Source organism: Pseudorhodobacter sp., from assembly GCF_034675685.1.
In the GTDB taxonomy this organism is placed as follows: Bacteria; Pseudomonadota; Alphaproteobacteria; order Rhodobacterales; family Rhodobacteraceae; genus Pseudorhodobacter.
Map to the genome: position 1 here is coordinate 70,946 of NZ_JAUCDA010000018.1, position 20,776 is coordinate 91,721.

General features: G+C 58.3%; 14 protein-coding genes, 3 pseudogenes and 3 CRISPR repeat arrays (1 of these 20 only partly in view). Of the genes and pseudogenes, 6 read left to right on the forward strand and 11 right to left on the reverse strand.

Annotation, left to right across the window (positions count from 1 at the left end):
• Positions 1-787: direct repeats of the CRISPR family, unit length 32 nt; unit sequence GTCGCCCCCTTCGCGGGGGCGTGGATCGAAAC (it extends 436 nt beyond the left edge of the window).
• A gap of 149 nt (positions 788-936) precedes the next feature.
• Positions 937-1,649: pseudogene (locus VDP61_RS15825) on the forward strand (IS5 family transposase).
• Between the two features lie 16 nt (positions 1,650-1,665).
• Positions 1,666-3,555: direct repeats of the CRISPR family, unit length 32 nt; unit sequence GTCGCCCCCTTCGCGGGGGCGTGGATCGAAAC.
• A 171-nt stretch (positions 3,556-3,726) separates the two neighbouring features.
• Positions 3,727-4,760: direct repeats of the CRISPR family, unit length 32 nt; unit sequence GTCGCCCCCTTCGCGGGGGCGTGGATCGAAAC.
• An 18-nt stretch (positions 4,761-4,778) separates the two neighbouring features.
• Here VDP61_RS15825 and istA read toward each other — a convergent pair.
• Positions 4,779-5,815, reverse strand: a pseudogene (gene istA / locus VDP61_RS15830) (IS21 family transposase); the annotation flags it as partial.
• Positions 5,816-5,922: 107 nt separating this feature from the next.
• Positions 5,923-6,315 (reverse strand): helix-turn-helix domain-containing protein, encoded by a 393-nt coding sequence (locus VDP61_RS15835; protein WP_323007835.1) that lies wholly within the window; start codon positions 6,313-6,315, stop codon positions 5,923-5,925.
• A 76-nt stretch (positions 6,316-6,391) separates the two neighbouring features.
• Here VDP61_RS15835 and VDP61_RS15840 point away from each other — a divergent pair.
• Positions 6,392-6,923, forward strand: a pseudogene (locus VDP61_RS15840) (transposase); the annotation flags it as partial.
• A 167-nt stretch (positions 6,924-7,090) separates the two neighbouring features.
• Here the strand turns inward: VDP61_RS15840 and galE are convergent.
• Complete coding sequence (gene galE, locus VDP61_RS15845; RefSeq protein WP_323007836.1) at positions 7,091-8,077, reverse strand: UDP-glucose 4-epimerase GalE; 987 nt, start codon at positions 8,075-8,077, stop codon at positions 7,091-7,093.
• Between the two features lie 241 nt (positions 8,078-8,318).
• On the opposite strand from galE, the gene VDP61_RS15850 reads away from it, so the two are divergent.
• Together VDP61_RS15850 and VDP61_RS15855 are read left to right on the forward strand one after the other, a co-directional pair.
• Positions 8,319-9,281, forward strand: a complete 963-nt coding sequence (locus VDP61_RS15850; RefSeq protein WP_323007837.1) for a KpsF/GutQ family sugar-phosphate isomerase — start codon at positions 8,319-8,321, stop codon at positions 9,279-9,281.
• Between the two features lie 9 nt (positions 9,282-9,290).
• On the forward strand, positions 9,291-10,073 hold the full coding sequence (locus VDP61_RS15855) for a manno-octulosonate cytidylyltransferase (RefSeq protein ID WP_323007838.1): 783 nt from the start codon (positions 9,291-9,293) through the stop codon (positions 10,071-10,073).
• A gap of 66 nt (positions 10,074-10,139) precedes the next feature.
• Here the strand turns inward: VDP61_RS15855 and VDP61_RS15860 are convergent, their stop codons facing one another.
• Genes VDP61_RS15860 through VDP61_RS15870 form a run of 3 tightly spaced genes read right to left on the reverse strand, consistent with a single transcriptional unit; the run spans position 10,140 to position 11,901 of the window.
• The gene (locus VDP61_RS15860; RefSeq protein WP_323007839.1) at positions 10,140-11,051 is read right to left on the reverse strand and encodes a DMT family transporter; all 912 of its coding nucleotides are present in this window, start codon (positions 11,049-11,051) and stop codon (positions 10,140-10,142) included.
• A 45-nt stretch (positions 11,052-11,096) separates the two neighbouring features.
• Entirely contained in the window at positions 11,097-11,699 is a 603-nt protein-coding gene (locus tag VDP61_RS15865) for a LysE/ArgO family amino acid transporter (protein WP_323007840.1), read from the reverse strand.
• The gene (locus VDP61_RS15870; protein WP_323007841.1) at positions 11,692-11,901 is read right to left on the reverse strand and encodes a hypothetical protein; all 210 of its coding nucleotides are present in this window, start codon (positions 11,899-11,901) and stop codon (positions 11,692-11,694) included. Before VDP61_RS15870 ends, VDP61_RS15865 begins: the two co-directional genes overlap by 8 nt.
• 99 nt (positions 11,902-12,000) lie before the next feature.
• On the opposite strand from VDP61_RS15870, the gene VDP61_RS15875 reads away from it, so the two are divergent.
• The gene (locus VDP61_RS15875; RefSeq protein WP_323007842.1) at positions 12,001-12,888 is read left to right on the forward strand and encodes a LysR family transcriptional regulator ArgP; all 888 of its coding nucleotides are present in this window, start codon (positions 12,001-12,003) and stop codon (positions 12,886-12,888) included.
• A 122-nt stretch (positions 12,889-13,010) separates the two neighbouring features.
• A complete protein-coding gene (locus VDP61_RS15880) occupies positions 13,011-14,147 on the forward strand; it encodes an MFS transporter (RefSeq protein WP_323007843.1) in 1,137 nt (378 codons plus the stop codon).
• Between the two features lie 608 nt (positions 14,148-14,755).
• Here the strand turns inward: VDP61_RS15880 and VDP61_RS15885 are convergent.
• The 5 genes from VDP61_RS15885 to VDP61_RS15905 all read right to left on the reverse strand — a co-directional run bounded on the left by VDP61_RS15885 (position 14,756) and on the right by VDP61_RS15905 (position 20,586).
• Positions 14,756-15,850, reverse strand: coding sequence for a flagellar basal body P-ring protein FlgI (locus VDP61_RS15885; RefSeq protein WP_323007844.1), 1,095 nt, complete (start codon positions 15,848-15,850; stop codon positions 14,756-14,758).
• A complete protein-coding gene (locus tag VDP61_RS15890) occupies positions 15,847-16,857 on the reverse strand; it encodes a flagellin (RefSeq protein WP_323007845.1) in 1,011 nt (336 codons plus the stop codon). The genes VDP61_RS15885 and VDP61_RS15890 overlap by 4 nt, the downstream gene beginning before the upstream one ends.
• A gap of 2 nt (positions 16,858-16,859) precedes the next feature.
• On the reverse strand, positions 16,860-18,314 hold the full coding sequence (flgK, locus tag VDP61_RS15895) for a flagellar hook-associated protein FlgK (RefSeq protein ID WP_323007846.1): 1,455 nt from the start codon (positions 18,312-18,314) through the stop codon (positions 16,860-16,862).
• 12 nt (positions 18,315-18,326) lie between these two features.
• Complete coding sequence (locus VDP61_RS15900) at positions 18,327-19,634, reverse strand: flagellar hook-basal body complex protein (protein ID WP_323007847.1); 1,308 nt, start codon at positions 19,632-19,634, stop codon at positions 18,327-18,329.
• A gap of 115 nt (positions 19,635-19,749) precedes the next feature.
• A complete protein-coding gene (locus VDP61_RS15905) occupies positions 19,750-20,586 on the reverse strand; it encodes a flagellar motor protein MotB (RefSeq protein WP_323007848.1) in 837 nt (278 codons plus the stop codon).
• Between the last annotated feature and the right edge of the window lie 190 nt (positions 20,587-20,776).

The window sequence follows — 20,776 nt, forward strand, 5'->3', positions numbered from 1 at the left end:
TGGGGCAAGTGCGCAATCTTTACGTCGTCGCCCCCTTCGCGGGGGCGTGGATCGAAACCTTTTGTGTGTCAGGATTTGAACGTAGCTTATAAGTCGCCCCCTTCGCGGGGGCGTGGATCGAAACGCCACTATAACCACGTTGCCAGACTTATCAGGCCCGTCGCCCCCTTCGCGGGGGCGTGGATCGAAACTAGTATGCGCCGTTCGTTGGAAACTGACCCTGTTGTCGCCCCCTTCGCGGGGGCGTGGATCGAAACCGCAGCGGTGCATCACAATCCATTGCCGCGATTAGTCGCCCCCTTCGCGGGGGCGTGGATCGAAACCTGACTATGCGGTTATTAAGGAGTGGTGGCACACGTCGCCCCCTTCGCGGGGGCGTGGATCGAAACACAGGTGCAGATGCTATTGGCCGAGTCTACAATCAGGTCGCCCCCTTCGCGGGGGCGTGGATCGAAACCTTGCGTCCGGCAATATGCTAAAAATGGATGATGGTCGCCCCCTTCGCGGGGGCGTGGATCGAAACACAAGCTGGCCGATTCTGGATTGAACAAGTTGGCGTCGCCCCCTTCGCGGGGGCGTGGATCGAAACCTGTTAATCCGCGTTTCTTATCAAACACCATCTTGTCGCCCCCTTCGCGGGGGCGTGGATCGAAACCCGCGTGATCTGTGGACTGTGACGCCTAGCCGTGTCGCCCCCTTCGCGGGGGCGTGGATCGAAACTTTTAGTCGGTACTTCATATCCCAAATTTGCGCGGTCGCCCCCTTCGCGGGGGCGTGGATCGAAACCAGTTTGTTGTGGGAATTCTTGCTGCGGATACTAGGGCTTGTTGAGATTTCAGGATTCACAATTTGGCTGACTTCTGATTCACTCCTTCAAAAAAGGAGGTTTGGATGTTGAGCGAGCGTTTTGTTATCAACGATACCCAGTGGGCTTTGATGGAGCCGCATTGTTTTGGCAAAAAAGGTGACCCCGGTCGCACGGGCGGGGACAGTCGCGTTTTCATGGAGGCGGTTTTGTGGATTGCCCGAACCGGTGCCCCGTGGCGTGATCTTCCAGCTGAATTTGGCAACTGGAACACCATTTTCAAACGCTTCCGACATTGGGTCAAAGCCGATGTTTTCAAACGGATATTTGACGCCGTGTCGGGTGATCCAGACATGGAATGCGTCATGATTGATGGCACAATCTGCAAGGTTCACCGCCACGGACAGGGCGCAAAAGGGGGACTCAAAGCCAGGCTATAGGGCGATCTCGCGGTGGAATTACCACAAAAATTCTGGGCCTGACTGATGCGCTCGGCAATCTGGTTTCATTTCGTCTGATGCCGGGGCAAGTCCATGATCTGCGCGAAACGGCAGAGATCATTGAGGGTATTTCCTGCAAAATGTTCCTTGCGGATCGCGCATTTGACGCCAACTGGCTGCGCGAAACCCTGAGTGTTTCAGGAATTATTCCGGTCATCCCACCAAAATCCAACCGAAAATTCCCGCCAGAGTTCGACAACCATAGTTACAAATGGCGGCATCTGATTGAGAACTACTTTCAAAAACTGAAGGAATTCAAACGTATAGCCCTGCGGGCCTGTAAAACAGACCAGAGCTTCGCTTCAATAATCTATCTGGCCGCCGCTATCATCAACTCTCGATGAATCTCAACAGGCCCTAGTCGCCCCCTTCGCGGGGGCGTGGATCGAAACCAACGCGCGTTGAACATGCCGCGTATGAAGCTGGGTCGCCCCCTTCGCGGGGGCGTGGATCGAAACAATACAGTGCAAGGATAAAATACCGCGATTTTTGGTCGCCCCCTTCGCGGGGGCGTGGATCGAAACTTACGGTGATGCCCCAGAAAGTGTAAAGCCGTATGTCGCCCCCTTCGCGGGGGCGTGGATCGAAACCTCGATTGGAACACCCGCGATGTTGATGCGTTCAAGTCGCCCCCTTCGCGGGGGCGTGGATCGAAACAGTCAATAGCTGATAGATCACCGTATCAGCCCGAGTCGCCCCCTTCGCGGGGGCGTGGATCGAAACCTTTTGCCACTCAATAAATCCATCCGATCCATAAGTCGCCCCCTTCGCGGGGGCGTGGATCGAAACCTGAGCCTGCCTGACCTGTAGCCTCAACATCAACAGCAGTCGCCCCCCCTTCGCGGGGGCGTGGATCGAAACCTGAATATGCGGTTATTAAGGAGTGGATACACACGTCGCCCCCTTCGCGGGGGCGTGGATCGAAACATTTGCAATGTCAACAGAAGAAACCCGTTATTATGTCGCCCCCTTCGCGGGGGCGTGGATCGAAACACCATTACGGCAGGATCGGAAGCATTTATCGAGGTCGCCCCCTTCGCGGGGGCGTGGATCGAAACCCTCAGTGCGTGACATATCAACCTCCATTTTCTTGTCGCCCCCTTCGCGGGGGCGTGGATCGAAACGTGTCAAGCCTAAACACGCATCGGCATCACCAAAGTCGCCCCCTTCGCGGGGGCGTGGATCGAAACGTAATCACGGGCGCGACTGAAATTGTATTCATCGTCGCCCCCTTCGCGGGGGCGTGGATCGAAACAATATGTGGATCGTGTGGTGGAAAAGATTGTTTAGTCGCCCCCTTCGCGGGGGCGTGGATCGAAACTTATGGTGGGAGATAACGTATGCCCCGAACAAGCCGTCGCCCCCTTCGCGGGGGCGTGGATCGAAACATCCAAAAGATTTCAGACTTCTCGGCACCTTGGAGTCGCCCCCTTCGCGGGGGCGTGGATCGAAACCAGACATAAAGGCGACTGATTTTAGTGTCGGCGGTCGCCCCCTTCGCGGGGGCGTGGATCGAAACATGTGTTTTCACCGCGCGTTCTGATTGATCTAGCTGTCGCCCCCTTCGCGGGGGCGTGGGATCGAAACTGGTCGCAAATGGGATTAATACAGGAGCGGTAAAAGTCGCCCCCTTCGCGGGGGCGTGGATCGAAACAAATCCTAACGATAGCACGTTCCGCAGCGGTGCGTCGCCCCCTTCGCGGGGGCGTGGATCGAAACAATTGACTGGCTGATAGCATCAACTGCAACATCAAGTCGCCCCCTTCGCGGGGGCGTGGATCGAAACACCAGTTGCAGGGTCATATACACATGCACCACCGCGTCGCCCCCTTCGCGGGGGCGTGGATCGAAACCAGAATGGTGCGCTTGATTTCTATGACGAACTAGGTCGCCCCCTTCGCGGGGGCGTGGATCGAAACACTTGTTGCAACCGTAAATGGTGCTACGGAAAGAGTCGCCCCCTTCGCGGGGGCGTGGATCGAAACCGCAGATTGCAAGCGCGGAATATGAGGCGGAATGTCGCCCCCTTCGCGGGGGCGTGGATCGAAACATCATGCCAGCGAGCAATGCGCCAAATGCCGCAGAGTCGTCCCCTTCGCGGGGGCGTGGATCGAAACAAGGGATGGGATCGGCGGTTTAATAAGTTGGTTAGTCGCCCCCTTCGCGGGGGCGTGGATCGAAACACAGATGGTAACGCAGGCTTTCCGTGATGCGGGAGTCGCCCCCTTCGCGGGGGCGTGGATCGAAACAAGTAAAAGAAACCACTCTATCGATTTGCATCACGGTCGCCCCCTTCGCGGGGGGCGTGGATCGAAACCTGATTATGAAAGTTGCAGTTGTGCGGGAAATCATGTCGCCCCCTTCGCGGGGGCGTAAGGATCGAAACTGTTACAATCAAGATTCACTTACCCTTTCTGACAGGTCGCCCCCTTCGCGGGGGCGTGGATCGAAACAAAGGCTCTGTGCGGGTTTGAAGGCTGCACGTGCGTCGCCCCCTTCGCGGGGGCGTGGATCGAAACCCTGTAATCCAAGGTGCTGAGAAGTCTGAAATCTTGTCGCCCCCTTCGCGGGGGCGTGGATCGAAACCGGCCCCGATGTTGACAGCCGCCGCGAACCCCTCAGGTCGCCCCCTTCGCGGGGGCGTGGATCGAAACAGCTCAGAGCGGCGCCGTGTGCGCGACGGTGTAATCGTCGCCCCCTTCGCGGGGGCGTGGATCGAAACATTGATGCAAAGCGCGATGCCACACAACTGCGCATGTCGCCCCCTTCGCGGGGGCGTGGATCGAAACATTTTCCGATCCACTCCTTATCGGTGTTAGCTTTAGTCGCCCCCTTCGCGGGGGCGTGGATCGAAACCTTGCGTCCGGCAATATGCTAAAAATGGATGATGGTCGCCCCCTTCGCGGGGGCGTGGATCGAAACTTCCCTCCAAATTCCATCGTGTGTTTGTGAAACCGTCGCCCCCTTCGCGGGGGCGTGGATCGAAACAAAGGCTCTGTGCGGGTTTGAAGGCTGCACATGGTCGCCCCCTTCGCGGGGGCGTGGATCGAAACAATGCCGCACCCTCAAAAATGGAAAGCCTGTCTGGGTCGCCCCCTTCGCGGGGGCGTGGATCGAAACAGTGAATCGTTAAACATCTTTTCGTAAATACGCGAGGTCGCCCCCTTCGCGGGGGCGTGGATCGAAACAGTCAAATCGAAAGCATGAACGACTTCTGCGACGTTCGTCGCCCCCTTCGCGGGGGCGTGGATCGAAACAATTAGGTATAGATTAGACTTAAACCAAGCCAGGTCGCCCCCTTCGCGGGGGCGTGGATCGAAACCTATTATCAGGTGACGTGTTAAACAGGCCAAACCGTCGCCCCCTTCGCGGGGGCGTGGATCGAAACCAAGCAACGATAGCCTTGTTTGTCGCATTTCCGCCGTCGCCCCCTTCGCGGGGGCGTGGATCGACAAAGCCATCAACATCGTGGGCAGGGGCATCAGGGCAGACCTCTCGGCCTCCCAAACGTCAGCAATGCTGCCAGGCAGTGCGCCATGTGCCGTCTCCGCCCACAGCAGCTTGCAACGATCTTCCAGCCATTCATTCAGTGCGAGCCAAGGTCTGGGAAGACAGGAGCGACCTGCCATAGGCGATGTCGGGCATCACGCACGCTCTTCTCAACCTGACCGCCGCCATTGGGCTTGAACCAATGGCGCACCAATGGCTTGCCCCAGCCCGCCGCCGGATTGCAGAACTCGGGATCGAAGACGTAGTGGCTGGTCCCTCCCGGCAGCATGCTGTGCATGCGCCTGCCGGGCAATGCATGGCCAGGAACCGCGCATTCACATCACGCTGTTTGCCGACGCCAACCCGGTCGACCGCGGTCTTCATGTTATCATAGATGCCACGCCCGCGGACGCCTTCGAAGACGCGGAATGCATGCCAGTGGGCATCAAACAGCATCCATTGCCCGGCAGTGCATTTCTGCAGGAAATGTCACGAGAGGGTCATGCGTTTGCAACAGATAGGCCCGCACCAAAAATGCCCGGCTGTGTGACAGCTTGATATGGGCGACCTGAAGCTTGATACGCTCGCCGCCGACATAGGCCCAGTCCTCGCTCCAATCGAACTGGAAAGCCTCGCCCGGCGCGAACACCAGCGGCACGAAAGTCCCACGATCTGTCGTGTGATGCGCACGCTGCCGGTCACCCTTCCATTCCCGCACAAAGGCCGCAACACGTTCGTAGGAACCGTCATATCCAAGCTTTACAAGATCGGCATGCATCAGCTTCGCCGTTCGGCGTTCCTTGCGTGATTTGCGCTGATCAGTCGTCAGCCACGCAGTAAGATGCTTAGCATAAGGGTCCAGCTTGCTGGGGCGATCTGGCACCTGAAATGCAGGTTCAACAATCCCCTCCCGCAGATACTTCTTGATCGTGTTGCGAGATACGCCCGTCCGCCGCGCGATCTCGCGAATAGGCATCTTATCCCGCAGTGCCCATTTCCGAATTACCCTCAAAAATCCCATGTCTATCACTCCATGCGCCCCCAGCTGATTTAAGCCGGGGCAAGGTTACACATGGGTCAATTCTCAATGACAATTTCTGCTGGTGCCGGGTCAGTTCTCAATGACAATCAACATAACTGCGACAAGGAGATCGTCACACCCTCGCTCCTTGCGATTTCGGCGGCAAGGCGGGCCAGCGTCCAGTTTGTCCGGTCTGCGACGGGCGCAGATAGAAGCGGAGCGACCACCCGCAGAGCCGCCTCTGCCTTGACCGGCGCGGGCCCCGCCGCAACACGCGCCCTGAGGGCAACGCCCCCGCCGCGCATGAAGTCGCCGCGCCACAGCCGAACCGTATCCTCGCGCACACCGAATGCCTGCGAGATGCGGTTGCTCGTCCACCCGGCAAGTGTCAGCAAAATGGCCCGAGCCCGATCAGCTTCGCCTCGCGCACCGCTGCCGGCCAATGCCTCAAGCGCCAATCTTTCCGAACCCGTCACCCGCAATGGTGATTTGCCCACCATATCCCGCCCTCCAAACCAGATAGGGCAACAGAATCACACCAGCCAAGCGTTGGCCAGCCAAGATCAATCTGCTTAGGTCTGGTGCAGCGACAGCACCTACATTCCAATGCGCAAAGGGTTCCTCTACCTGGTGGCAATCATGGACTGGTTCAGCCGCAAAATGCTGGCCTGGCGCATCTCGAACACGCTGGAGGTGGAGTTCTGCCTCGAGGCGCTGAGCGAGGCGATCCATAAGTTCGGCCCGCCAGAGATCATGAACACGGATCAGGGCAGTCAGGTCACGTCGTGCGACTGGACCGACCGGCTGAAACAGGCCAGGATAAAAATCTCGATGGATGGAAATCCCGTTATCTGGACAACATCTTCATTGAACGTCTCTGGAGGCCGCTGAAATATGAATGCGTCTATCCGTTGGCCGGCAACACATGCAAAGCATGTGTGAGAGGCTGCACGCTTGGGAGACCGGATCACAGGCCCGGGCTGGCGTCGGGCGCAGGATCGCCTTCTACAACCACCAGTGCCCCCACGCAGCCCATGGCGGACAACCGCCCGCCGTGGTTTACTTCAATGCAACCCAAACTGATCAGCAGGTGCAGGCAGTAGCTTAAATCCCCCGGAAATCTGTCCAAGAATCGGGGAGCAGCTCAGTCAGCGATTTGCCCAAAACCCAGACAGGCAAATCCGACGGTTCCGGCCGCGCGTGGAATGACCGCAAAACCGTAGAGGGAACGCTGAACCTTGCTGTGCCTGTCATCTGGGCCAAAAACGCGGTCTGCTATTTGTTGTAATGCCCGCTTCCATGCCAGCGCCATGCATCCGCAACCATTTGTTGCAGCGTCGATCGTTCGGGCGACCAGCCCAATTCCTCGACCGCGCGGGCCGAGCCGGACACAAGACAAACCGCATCGCCCGCGCGGCGCGGGCCGACCTGCATCACCACTTCCTTGTTGGTGACAACACGCGCCTCTTTCACCACCTGCCGCACTGAAAAGCCCGAGCCTGTGCCCAGGCAAAACACCCGGCTGCCCTTGCCAAACTCCAGCCAGTGCAGCCCAAGGACATGGGCGTCCACCAAGTCTGAGACATGAACATAATCCCGAATGCAAGTGCCGTCATGGGTGGGGTAATCTGTTCCGTGCAAGGTCAAGGCGCTTCGTTTGCCACTGATGGCGTCCAGCATCAGCGGGATAAGATGGGTCTCAGGCTGGTGAAATTCCCCCACTTCGCCATCTGGGTCAGCGCCGGCCACGTTGAAGTAACGATAAATCACATGGCGCAGCCCATGTGCCACACCAAAATCACGGAGTATTTCCTCAATCGCACGTTTCGACGATCCGTAAGGGTTGCTTGGGGTTTGCTTTGTCGTCTCATCCAAGACGACGCCATCCTGGTCGCCATAGGTCGCACAGGTTGATGAGAAAACGAAATCCAGGCATCCCGCCGCCACCGCCGCCTCTATCAGGTTCAGCGACCCCCCCACATTCACCCGCCAATAGCGCCCCGGTTCCATCACTGCCTCGCCCACTTGGCTCAGGGCTGCGAAATGCATGACTGCGAAAGGTTGCCATTTGGCAAAGACCTCATCCAACCGCGCACGATCCAAAAGATCGCCGTGCTCAAACGGACCAAACTTTACAGCATCTTCCCAACCGGTTTCCAGATTATCAAAAGTTACCGGAATATAACCGGCTTTTTTCAAAGCCTTGCACGCGTGCGAGCCGATATAACCTGCCCCACCTGTTACCAATACAATCTTACTCATTTATTCTGCTCTCAATTCCGTGTTTCATGGGTGCGAGAAGGTTCACCCGCCCCGACTGCCGTTGGGGCAACTTCAGGTTGATCATCTTTTTGCCCGCTGAAAGTCAAGCGCACTCCGTCTTAGCGCACCCCATATTCTGGTCAAGATTTTTCTGGCATTTGGGGCGCAGCGGCGCTAGTGGCTTTCGCGCCCTGGCATTCCGCTGTATGAACACGACCAACCATTGCCGCCAGAGGATTACATGACCAACGCTCCCCTCTCGCCCCTGATCGCTGCGGCCCGTGTTTTGCGCATTGAAGGCGAGGCGCTGCTGGCCCTGTCCAAGGCATTGCCAGCCGATTTTGCCGCCGTGGTAGAGCAGTTGATATCGTGCAAAGGCCGGGTGATCCTGTCGGGTATCGGTAAATCTGGCCATATCGCCCGCAAAATTGCCGCCACCCTGTCCTCTACTGGAACGCCGGCCTATTTCGTACACCCAGCCGAGGCGAGCCACGGCGACCTAGGCACCATTACCCCTGCGGACGTGGTTATCGCCCTGTCAAACTCGGGTGAGACGACCGAACTGGGCGATGTGATCGCCCATACCCGTCGCTTTACCATCCCGTTGATTGCGATTTCGTCGCGGGCCAGCAGCACGCTTGCCTTGGCTGCAGACCTGAACCTGACCTTACCCGCCGCCCCCGAGGCCTGCCCCCTGGGCCTTGCCCCCACCACTTCGACCACGATGGCGCTGGCCCTGGGGGATGCCTTGGCCGTAGCCCTGATGGAACGCCGCGGATTCGAGCCAGAGCATTTTCGAACCTTCCACCCCGGAGGCCGCCTCGGCGCGCGCCTTGCCCGCGTTGGCCAATTGATGCGCGGGGCCAATGATTTGCCACTGGTCGCCACCGATACGCCGATGGCTGAAACTTTGCTGGTGATGACGCAAAAGGGCTTTGGCACCGCCGGGGTCATGGATGGCCCGCGCCTTGTCGGAGTCATTACCGATGGTGATTTGCGACGTAATATGAAGGGGTTAATGGACAAAGCCGCCTTTGATGTGGCCACCCGCACGCCCCTGACCGCACCGCCGGAAATGTTGGCAGCCGAGGCGGTCGCCGTGATGAACCAACGAAAAATCACCATGCTTTTCGTCACTGATGCACAGGCGCGACCGCTTGGCATTTTGCATATCCACGACTGCCTGCGCGCGGGCGTTCAATAAAGGGCCGCTATGAAAACCGTTATCATCATCCCCGCCCGCTATGCCTCTACCCGCTATCCCGGCAAGCCCCTGGTCGGCTTGCGCGGCGCGGATGGGGTGACCAAACCCCTGATCCAGCGCAGCTGGGAGGCGGCGATGGCCGCCAAGGGCATCGCCGAGGTCCATGTTGCAACAGATGATGATCGCATTGCCGATGCCGCGCGCGGCTTTGGCGCATCAGTCATCATGACCTCGCCCGAGGCTGAAAACGGCACCATGCGCTGCGCTGAAGCCATGGTAAATGCCAAGATCACAGCAGATCTGGTGATCAACCTGCAAGGCGACAGCCCGCTGACACCAAACTGGTTCGTCGAGGCGCTGGCCGAGGCGATGATAACCAGTCCCGCACAATGCGCCACCCCCGTCGTGCGCTGCGACGCCGAAACCGTCAGCCATTTTCGCGAAGATCGCCGAAATGGCCGCGTCGGCGGCACCACGGCAGTATTTGATGTGAACATGCGAGCGCTCTACTTTTCCAAGGAAGTGATCCCCTATACGCCCGACGGCAACCACGACCCGATTCCGGTGTTTCATCATGTCGGCATCTATGCCTATCGCCCCGCCGCCCTTGCCGCCTATCAGGGCTGGAAAATGGGTGTTCTGGAACGGATGGAAGGGTTGGAACAGCTGCGTTTCCTCGAAAACGGCATGGAGATGGCCTGTGTCGAAGTGGACGGTCGCGGCCGAGTGTTTTGGGAATTGAACAACCCGGTTGACGTAGCGCGTATCGAAAGCGTGCTGGCCAAGGGCTGAAACACCTCTGAAACGGCAGCGCGAATTTTCGTCGAAAATTCTGATTTTTCGGCGAAAAATCGCAATCTACAGCTTGCCCGCGCCCATCCCCGGTGTCACCGCGCGCCGTTTCTGCTGCGCCTCGCGCCATGTGATATAGCTGACCGCCCCGATGATCACAGCACCGCCCAGCAGCACAAACGGGTCCACCCCTTCGCCAAATGCCAAAGCGCCGAGCATTGTCGCCCAGACAAGCTGCAAAAACGTCACCGGCTGTGTGACTGAAAGCGGTGCCACGGCAAAGGCCCGCGTCATGCAATAATGCCCTGCGGTCGCGGCCAGTGCCACCACGGCAAGCCACCCCACCTGCCCCACGCCCATCGGCACCCAAACCCAAATCGCAAAAGGCAACAGCCCCAGCGTCACCGTTACCGATAAAATTCCGACAATCGCGCCCGCTGGCATCTTGCCGCTCAGGGCTTTCGCAAACAGATACGAGCCGGCAAAACAAAAGGCCGCCCCTAGTTGCGCCCAATGCCCCGGCTCTATCGCCCGCAAGCCAGGGCGCAAAACGATCAGCGCGCCAATCAGCGCCACCCCGATCGCGATCAGCCGTCGCGCGGCCAGCTTTTCACCAAACAGCAGCGCCGCACCAAGGGTCACACAAACCGGGTTCAGATAGCCAATCGCCGTCACCTCGGCCACGGGTATCCGCGCCATCGCGTAAAACCACAGCGTTACGGCCAGCGTATGTACGGCTCCGCGCAATACAATCACTTGTCCAAGCCCTGTCGGCACCCCCACATGCCACAATTTCAGCAATGCGGGTGCCAGAAACACCACTCCCCAGCCAAAGCGCAGAAAAGCTGATTGCGCGGCTGGCAAATCCGTTCCCAAATAGCGCACAATGCCCGTGACCACGACAAAAGACAGCCCCGAGGCAAGCATCCAGGCAATACCAATGGCAGGGGCCGCGATAGGAGAAGATGATTCGCTCATTCGCTCACAAGGCCCCAGACAAGATCGGGGTGCAACCCCGCGTCGCTAGCCAAAGACCAGCGCCGCAGCAATCGCCCACATCGTCGCCCCCACGATCACCTCCAACACCACCCAAGAGCGGGGCCGTGCCATCACCGGCGCCAACAGCCGCGCACCATAGCCCAAAGCCGTAAAAAAACTGACCGAGGCCGCAACCGCACCAAAACCAAAGGCCAGACCATGCGGTGCATATTGCGCCGAAATTGCCCCGATCAATACCAGCGTATCCAAATAAACATGCGGGTTCGCCCATGTCAGCACCAGACAGGTTGCGATGACCCGCCGCAAGGCCACAGGGGCACGGCCCGCCGGAACCAGCGCCCCCCCTCCCTGCCACGCCGCCCGAAACCGCAGTGCCCCATACACCAGCAAGAACATGACACCCGCCCATAGCATCGCATCCCCCAGCCATGGCACGCTTTGCGACACCGCACCAAACCCGGCCACGCCCGCCGAAATCAGGGCTGCGTCAGAAACAGCACAAACCAATACCACCCAGCCAACATGCTCGCGCCGAATCCCCTGCCGCAGCACAAAGGCGTTTTGTGCGCCAATTGCGGCAATCAGGCTGATGGATACCAAATACCCTGCAACCAATGCCTCAATCATGGCGCAGCCCAGACAACGTGCAGGTTCGCCGGTTGCATGGCCCAAGGCCAAATGCGCCGCGATGCCCCACGAACGCAAAGACGCTTATTTCGGTGACAGCCAGCGCCACGGCAATTGTTTTCAGATCAAAACCACTGATCATCAGGCCGCAGGCAGCCCCCATGCCGCGCAACACCTCAACCCAATTCTTACGTTCTGTCATAGGCTCCTCATGGTTTTAACCTCATGGTTTGCGCTTGACTTACCGCAGCGAAAGCGCCCCAATCAAATTAAACTTCTTTAGTGTAGATAAGAAATTCTAATGTTTGACTATAACCAGCTTGCCGCCCTTGCTGCCATTCATCGCCGTGGCTCGTTTGATCACGCAGCGGCGGCGCTGTCGGTTACGCCCTCTGCCATCTCGCAGCGCCTCAAGGCACTTGAAGAACGGATGGGAACGCTTTTGCTCCGCCGTGGCCAGCCCTGCCTGGCAACCCCGACCGGTCTGCGCCTGATCCATCACTTTGAAGAGGTGATGTTGCTGGAATCCAGCCTTGCAGCCGATCTGCCAGAGGGGCCAGAGCCCGCGGTCATCCGCCTTGCCGTGAACGCCGACAGCCTTGCCACATGGGTTTTGCCCGCATTGGCCGCAACCAAAGGCATGCTGTTTGATCTGGTCATCGACGATCAGGACCACAGCCAGGACTGGCTGCGGCGGGGTGAGGTATCTGCCGCGATCACCGGCCACCCCGGCCCGTTGCAAGGCTGCGATACCCTGCCCCTTGGCGCGCTGCGTTACCGGGCCACGGCCTCACCCGAGTTTGTCGCGCGTTGGTTGCCCGAAGGGGTCACCCAGACCGCGCTGGCGCGTGCCCCCGCGCTGACATTTTCTGACAAAGACCGTCTGCAACGCGACTGGATCGCCAATCGGCTTGGCACCGCCCCAGGCAAGGCCAGCGCTTTTGTCTTTCCAACCCATCGCATCGCGTCCACGCAGGGGTTTGTCGATGCCGCCGTGCTGGGGCTGGGTTGGGGCATGAATCCCGAACCGCTGATCCGCCCACATCTCGCGGCCGGAACGCTGGTTGAGATTGCCGCCGATACACCGCTTGACGTAGCGCTCTACTGGCAATTTGCCCGGATCACCGCCGGCGCCATTTCCTCGGTGACGCAGGCAATCTTGCGCGCCAGCGCAAAGCATCTGTTATAGGCCCGGCATTACCCCGCCTGCCCCCGATATTCCAAGGTTGCGCCCCGGTCACAAACCGTGATTGTTGTTTGACGCAATATCCGGGCCTTTCACACGCCCGTCACAGCCCCAAAAGGACCGGAATGTACTGTCGCACCCCAAGACTCGCCGTTGTCGCCATGTTCACGCTCAACGGGGCGCTATTGGGCATCTGGGCCTCACGCATTCCGGCCATCGCAGCAAACCACAGCCTTACGCCAAACCTCTTGGGGCTGCTGCTTTTATGTCTTGCGGCAGGGGCGATCATATCTTTTCCGCTGGCCGGGCACATGGTTGACAGATTCGGCGCGGCACGGGTTACGCGCGGCATTGCCGTGGCCTATTGCGCCGCCCTCATCGCGCTTGGGGCCGCCCCGAACCTGCCCCTTCTGGCCCTTTTCCTGTTTCTGTTCGGCATGGCGCACGGCTCCATGGATGTCGCGATGAACACCTGGGCGGCCGAGGTGGAAAAAGCCGCTGGCAAACCAATCATGACCTCCTTTCACGCCATGTTCAGCCTTGGCGCTGGCCTTGCCGCAGCCCTTGGCTATGCAGCCATCAAGGCCGGGATCGACGTGCCCCTGCATTTCGCCAGCGCCAGCCTTTTGGTGGGGACAAGCGCACTGGCGATTGCGTCCATCCCATGGGTCTCGCCCCGCAGCGCCCACAGCAACGCCAGCCTGTTCGCCTTTCCAAAAGGCACGCTGGTCTTTGTTGGGCTGACGGCCTTTGCTGCCGCAATGGGCGAAGGGGCGGTTGCCGATTGGGGTGCTGTGTTTTTAAACGGTAGCATCGGCACCACCGAGGCGCAGGCCACCTTGGGCTACACGGCATTCTCCATCGCGATCTTTGCGATGCGCCTGCTTGGAGATCGTGTGATCCACCGTTTCGGCGCGCAGAAAACCGCACGGGCCTCGGGCAGTGTCGCCCTGATTGGCGTCCTGACCGTGGTCGGCGCCCAAGGCCTGGCAGTCGCCCTTCTGGGTTTTGCTCTCATGGGGCTTGGCTATGCGGTGCTGTTTCCGCTTGCCTTCTCACGCGCGGCCGCCGACCCGAACACCAGCCCCGGCCGCGCCATCGCCTCGGTCGCCACCTTGGGCTATGGCGGGCTGCTGCTTGGCCCCCCGGTGATCGGCTTTGTCGCGCAAGCAGCATCGCTGCGCTTCGCGCTGCTTACCCTCGCGGCGCTGGCGCTTTTGATCATCGCCTTTGCGCCCCACCTGCGCAAACCACAACCCTGACCCCCGCTTTCTTTTCGGTAAAAATATCGTAAGCGTCCGGTCTGGCCGCCCCTATGCTAAGCGGACACTATCAATCACACTCTATGCGCGGCAGAGCAATGAGGTCGGACGCTTACGCTGCGAGTGGGGTACCGGTGGGAGGATTGCCCGTCCGACTACGGCCCAGCGACGACAAAATTACAATCGGTTCAACCGGTGGAGCCATCGCGGCCTTTGGGGGCGCATCTTCGCCGCCCTTGCGGCCCCGGCGGAACTGCCGGGCGCGCCCACCGCTCCGCACATGGCGGAACCGAAGCACCTGCGATCTTGGACAAACGCCCAGCCGCCGCCCCGGCTTATGGCCGACAAGGGCTATGACGCGAACAGCTTGCGCGACCGTCTTGCGGCAGCAGAAACCAAAGCCGTGATCCCCGCAACCAGATCGCGGCCCCCCCCCATCCCCTACGATGAAACCGCATACATCAACCAGAACATGATCGAACGCGCCTTGTGTCGCCTCAAGGACTGAAGACGCATTGCAACACGATATGACAAACTCGCCATCTCCTTCGCTTCAGCCGTCGCAATCGCAGCGATCGTCATCTGGTGGACTTGATTGAATCTGGACCCTAATGCACCAAGAACTCGGCATGAAGTGCGCCGGCAGCATTGATGCTTTTCAAAATGTCGATCATATCATGAGGGGCAACCCCCAAAGCATTCAGCCCGGCGACAACTTCTGATAGGTTGGTCGAGCCCTCAACCTCTGCCATTCCGGTGCCGGGGGCGGGCGTGATGCTTGCGTTTGTTCGTGGAACGACAATTGTCTGGCCGTCGCTGAAGGGATTGGGTTGCACGACCATTGGCATTTCCTCAACGCGCAATGTCAGGCTTCCTTGGGCTACAGCCACGCGGCTTATCCGGACATCTGCCCCCATGACAATTGTGCCAGAGCGCTGATCGACGACAACCCTTGCCCGGGTTTCCGGCTCAACCAGAATATTCTCAATCCGACCGATAGCATGCGCTGGTGAGGGCATGCGAGACGTCCCCATGTCAAACGCAACAGTGCCTGCATCCATCATCACGGCCACGCCCCGGCCAAAATTTGTGTTGATAGCGGCTTCAATTCGCCCTGCCGTGGTGAAATCCGGAGTCCGCAACGCGAGCCGGATTGTATTGAGCCCTGCGAAATCGAAATCAATTTCCTGTTCAACACGTGCCCCCGAGGGAATCACCCCAGCCGTCGGCACCCCCTGAACAACACGGGCAGCGGCACCTTCTGCGGCAATTCCGCCAGCAATGATCGTGCCTTGGGCGACGGCATAGACCTGCCCGTCCGCGCCATTCAAGGGTGTCATGATCAATGTTCCCCCCAATAGGCTTTTCGCATCTCCAATTGCGGAGACGGTCACATCAATTCGTCCACCCATCCGCGCGAATGGCGGCAAGGCGGCTGTCACAAACACCGCAGCAACGTTCTTGGGGCGAAATTGTTCGCCATTCACATTTACCCCCAAACGTTCCAGCAGGTTGGTCATGATCTCTTCGGTGAACGGGGCATTGCGCATACCGTCACCGGTTCCGTTCAGGCCAACGACAAGCCCATAGCCGACCAGATCATTCCCACGAACACCGTCGAACTCGACCAGATCTTTAATTCGGATAGGTGCCGAAAATGCAAAGGTTGGAACGAAAAGAAGAAGAATCAACAATTTTATCATCTTAAAAAATCCACTAATCTAAGGCGTGAAAGCCGCGCGGTGACGGAATATAGCGTTTCCAGTTGGGTCTGTGCGGCTTCCATGCGCGTCGCGGCTTCATAAGGGTCCACGGCAAGAAGATCCGAGCGTGCCAGGCGCAGCGCCGCTCCCTCTGCCTCATTTCGGGTTTGCGCCTGCTCGATCCGCGCCTGTGAAAGACCGATCTGCCCGGCAAGGTAAGTTCGATCAGATTGGTTTTGCATCAAGGCAGAGCCAGCCAGCCTTGTGAATTTCAAGCCGGTTTCAGGATTTGGAATCACAGTTCCCCGATCAGCCAATGCGATCATTGCCAGGGATTTGACCGCACCCTTTATCGCAGGGTCCATCGCGGTCACGCCAAGATCAGCCCTGTCTTCTGCCGAGACAGCAATCGGGGCTGAAGCCGCGCCACCCAGATAGCCAATGCTGGCAAAGCCCGCAGGGTCATCGAACCAGGCGGTCACGGCCGTTTGCATATCTTCTGCCGTCACAGCACCGGCGCCTGAAATGGCCGCTTCTAAGGCTGCAAGTATGACATCTGAACTTGCGACTGCGGGCCCGTTGGTTGCTATCCCCGCAAAAAGTGTTCTGTCGCCAACCTTGGAGTTGAGCGAGGCCAGCACCGCCTTGAAATTGGCAGTGCCTTCTTTTAAAAATGTGTCTAGAATACGCGGGCTTTCCATATTGCTCGCATTCAACACCGATGGGCCCATATTTTCTGTCAGCGCATCGATTTGGCCAAGGACCGATTGCATCGCATTGCTGGTCATCGCTGCCATATCGGTTACATGACGATAGCCCTTCAAGCGCGAAAGCGTCACCTCCAGCCCTGCCACACGCGTAAGATCGCCCCCGAGTTTTCGGCCAACATTGGCAGTATACCCCGTCGTCAATTCCTGGGCCGCAACGCTTGCCTCTTGTTTCATACGGGTTGTCTGGCGGCGCAACATAAAGGTTTGTGCCATGTCACCAATGCTATTCACTGCCATTTCTACATTCCCAACAAGATTTTAAGCATATCATCCGCGGTTTGAATCACTTTTGCATTCGCAGCATAGGCCTGCTCCACCAGCAGCAGGTCTTGAAGCTCTCGATCGGTATCAACGCCGCCTTGCAGTTCCAAGCTTTGCAGCGCTGTCGCGCGCGCGGCTGAAAAGCCTGCCTCGACTTCCAACTGAACCCTGTTGTTTGTCACAACGGAAACAAGATTTGACGACAATGACAGTACGTCTCGATCATCACCGGCAAACTGCCCCGATGCGATTGGGCGCGGATCATTCAAGGCGGATTGCATCGCTGAAAACAGGGCAGATTGGCCTGCGGGGCCAGCCGTGACCGCCCCAAGACCGTCTCGGATACGCCAGAGTTGTCCGGCTGCGCTAGGGTCAACAGCCGTGTTAAGCCCGATACGGATGGCGATTCCGTCTTCATTTGCAGTCAGAAAGGCAGAGCTGGAATCGGTGAAAAGCCCCGCATCGGCGGCAGTCAAGGTCGGGTCCAGCGCAGGATCTTGAAAGCGAAAGATCAGATCGCGCGCAAGGGAATCCAGTTCAGATTGCGCCCTTGGGGCCAATTGATCGCGAATCGTAAAATCGGCAATGAGTGCTCCACCTGCCAGGGGGCCTGTTGCGCCCGTGCTGACTGGGTGACCGTTGAGGGTAAGGCCAGAAAGAGCCCCTGATCCAAGCGTCATATCTGGTGCAATGACCCCGACAGCCGAGAAACCCAGGATAGCAGGCTTACCCTCAAGCAGCGACGCCCCACCCGCTGAATAGAGCGCAATCCTGCCGTTTTCTCTTGGAATTTCGCGAATGGGAATAATGCTGGATATTTGGTCGATCAACTGTTGTCGTTGATCCAGCAGCGCCGAAGGGTCCCGGCCCGCGCCCGCAGAAGATGAGATATTTTGATTCAGATCGGCGATCGCAGCCAATGCCCGATTGACAACGCTCACCTGTGTGGCAATGCGTTTATCTGCCTCTTCCCGCATCGTTTGAACCTCTTTTGAGGCCGTACGAAAATGAGAGGCGAGGCCACGCGCTGCCTCGACAACATTGCTTTGGCGCACACTGCTTTCGGGCTCCGCTGATGCCGCAATCAACGCGGAGTCGAAATTTGCGAATTTCCCGCTGAGCGAAGAGCTTTCCGTTGGGCTGCCAAGTACAGTCTCAAGCCGGGTAAAGAAATTCGATTGCTGAGCCGTGCTGGCGGCATTGGCATCCGCGATCCGGCGATCTGCCACAAGGGCTTGGTTTATCTCCCTTGAAACACCAACGATCTTAACGCCTTGCCCGGTATTTCCGAGGCGCCGCGCAGTGACTTCAAGCTCGCGCCGACCGTAGCCCTCGGTTAGCGCGTTCGCAATGTTGGAAGAGATCAACTCTGCGGACCGGGCGGCAGCCGTAAGCCCCGAGAGTGCGCTCGACATGGATCCTGAAATACTCATCCGCTAGGCCCTCTATCGTTTGATATTGGTGGTTTCTTGCAGCATCTCATCAACGGTCTGGATAACTTTGGCGTTGGAAGAGTAGGCGCGCTGCGTTTGGATCAACGCGGTCAGTTCTGCTGCCACATCGGTGGTGGAGCCTTCGCGCGCGTAACCCACGACGGCGCCGGTTGGGCCATCACCCGCATCCCAAAGGAAAAAAGAGCCTGATTCTGGCGAAATCTGATAGGTTTGGTTGTTGAGGGCCACAAGACCGTTAAGATTGGGCACGTCAACCATCGGAATTTGAAAAAGCCGCCGTGTGAAGCCAGTATCATAGGTCGCGTTGATGTAGCCTTTCTCGTCGACCTCAACCGCAGTCAAATTGCCAACCGGGGACCCGTTTTTGGTTATAGAGGTTGGCGCGAAGCTGTCAGAAAGCTGCGTCAGTCCATTCGGGTCACCCAACCGCCCTATTGTCATCAGGAGCGGGCCGCCAGCCACCGTCATATCCAATGTTCCATCCGCAGGTGTGTAGGCCCCGCCAGATACCGTTGCCACGGATAATAGCGTGCCGCCTGCACCACGGGAATCGTCAAATGTCAGGGTATATTCCCCAATGGTAGCGCCGCCTTGCGCAGAATCCTTGATGACCATCGTCCATTCGTTCGACGACCCGCTGCCCGGTACCGTCGGTGTGAAGGAAATGTTCAAAGCCTCAGATGTGCCAAGGTTGCCAAAATATTCGACCGAAAGAGGCAGCGTGTCGCCGGCAGCGCCTGCCTCGGTATTGGTTGCAGGCAGGTTGACCCCAAGTTTCAGGGCCGTTGTGGGGTCGCCCGCCTGCTGGTTTGCGTTGATTGTAACAGGCTTCAGCCCCGAAATGGTATCGCGCGGCAAAACCGGAATTGTGCCATCCGCGTTTGCTGGCCAGCCCAAGAGCACAAGCCCTGAATCCGTCCGAAGCGTTCCATTCGAATCTGGCCGGAAAGAACCGGTCGTCGTCATCATCATTGTTCCGCTTTGTACGCCGTTGGAGATGCTTACCGCCGGCGCAACCGGCAGCATGCCGCGCCCGGAAACTGCAATATCCAAGGCATTTGATGTGCCGACCAATGCGCCGCGTTCGTCAATCATGCGGGTCGTGGACGTGCGGACACCACCGGCCGAATAAAGGCCTGCATTTTGCGATTGCGTGATCACCATGCTTTGAAAATCAGCATTCGCCCGTTTGTATCCATAGGTGCCAGAGTTCGCGATATTGTCGGAAATTGTCGCGAGGCGAGTGGCATTGGCATTGAGCCCGGCCACCCCGGCATTGAGCGAGGAGGAAATCGTCATGTGTTAGCGCCTTTCTGCTGCTTCGACCCTTGGTCAGAGTCCAAATTGCATCCTGCGCCTTAAGATCAGGCTAATAGGTAAAACTTGATCTACCTTCTCATGTCTTTGCGGGGCTTCATCGGTCTTTGCGCAGCAAAACAACTTCCAGTCGGTTGTTCCGCACGGCCATAGGGTTCGATGTAACGGGTTTGCGATCAGCAAACCCACTGACCCTTGCAAACCGTGCCGAATCGTCCGCGAACTCTTGCATGAGTTCGCGCAGCGACTGGGCGCGTGCTGCTGACATTGCCCAGGCCGGATTGTCGATCAGCGTTATGGGAAAGGATCGAACAAACCCGTTCACGGCCAGCTTGTTTGTGGTAATGCCAAGAACATCCACCAAAAGCGCCGCGATGTCTTTGGTAATGGGTTCAGGCTTTGCCGTCAGGCCTTCGAACAGCGGGACATCTTCCAGATCAAATATCTCAATAGTCAGCCCTTCGTCGGTAACTTTAGTGATCACATGCCGTAACGCACGTTCCATTGTCATGCTTTCGCCACTGCGGGCCGTAAGGATTGCGTCAATCTCTGCGGCTTGCGCAGCCATCTCTTGCTTGAATTGCGCATCCTTTGCTTCGTTGCCGCCAGCGCCATCGGCCACTGAATATAAATGCACCACACCAGAGCCACTTTCAGGCTGGTCGCCATCTGCTGTTACGCTATCGCCACCAAAGGCGCCGTCGCCGCCCCCCGAAATTCGATTGACCGGAATTGTCGGGCTGAAGTAATCAGCCAGCCCTTTGCGTTGTTTCTCTGTTGTCGCATTCAGCAGCCACATCAGCATGAAGAAGGCCATCATGGCCGTAACAAAGTCAGCATAGGCAACTTTCCACGCCCCACCGTGGTGCCCACTGGCCTTTATGATCTTCTTCCGCTTAATGATGACTGGCCTGGCATTTGATTGCCCGTCCATCACACCACCCAATTTATTCACCCAAGCTCAGATATAAGGGAAAGCGGTGAAAGAGGACTTAACCTGTAGAATTTTCCTGATTTCAGGCCGCCTATGTGAGGGGCTGCCCACCAAACGCCCAAGATAAGTCATCGCCGCCACCTGCAATGCCATCATGCCGCGACGGCAGCACCCGCCTGCATCACCGCGC

Excerpts from the sequence above, each read along its gene's own strand:
- VDP61_RS15850 (WP_323007837.1), top strand. The coding sequence starts at position 8,319 with ATGACCAACGCTCCCCTCTCGCCCCTGATCGCTGCGGCCCGTGTTTTG.
- VDP61_RS15900 (WP_323007847.1), bottom strand. The coding sequence starts at position 19,634 with ATGACGATTTCCTCCTCGCTCAATGCCGGGGTGGCCGGGCTCAATGCC.
- galE (WP_323007836.1), bottom strand. The coding sequence starts at position 8,077 with ATGAGTAAGATTGTATTGGTAACAGGTGGGGCAGGTTATATCGGCTCG.
- VDP61_RS15890 (WP_323007845.1), bottom strand. The coding sequence starts at position 16,857 with ATGGCAGTGAATAGCATTGGTGACATGGCACAAACCTTTATGTTGCGC.
- VDP61_RS15875 (WP_323007842.1), top strand. The coding sequence starts at position 12,001 with ATGTTTGACTATAACCAGCTTGCCGCCCTTGCTGCCATTCATCGCCGT.
- VDP61_RS15865 (WP_323007840.1), bottom strand. The coding sequence starts at position 11,699 with ATGATTGAGGCATTGGTTGCAGGGTATTTGGTATCCATCAGCCTGATT.
- VDP61_RS15870 (WP_323007841.1), bottom strand. The coding sequence starts at position 11,901 with ATGACAGAACGTAAGAATTGGGTTGAGGTGTTGCGCGGCATGGGGGCT.
- VDP61_RS15835 (WP_323007835.1), bottom strand. The coding sequence starts at position 6,315 with ATGGTGGGCAAATCACCATTGCGGGTGACGGGTTCGGAAAGATTGGCG.
- VDP61_RS15855 (WP_323007838.1), top strand. The coding sequence starts at position 9,291 with ATGAAAACCGTTATCATCATCCCCGCCCGCTATGCCTCTACCCGCTAT.
- VDP61_RS15860 (WP_323007839.1), bottom strand. The coding sequence starts at position 11,051 with ATGAGCGAATCATCTTCTCCTATCGCGGCCCCTGCCATTGGTATTGCC.
- VDP61_RS15880 (WP_323007843.1), top strand. The coding sequence starts at position 13,011 with ATGTACTGTCGCACCCCAAGACTCGCCGTTGTCGCCATGTTCACGCTC.
- flgK (WP_323007846.1), bottom strand. The coding sequence starts at position 18,314 with ATGAGTATTTCAGGATCCATGTCGAGCGCACTCTCGGGGCTTACGGCT.
- VDP61_RS15905 (WP_323007848.1), bottom strand. The coding sequence starts at position 20,586 with ATGGACGGGCAATCAAATGCCAGGCCAGTCATCATTAAGCGGAAGAAG.
- VDP61_RS15885 (WP_323007844.1), bottom strand. The coding sequence starts at position 15,850 with ATGATAAAATTGTTGATTCTTCTTCTTTTCGTTCCAACCTTTGCATTT.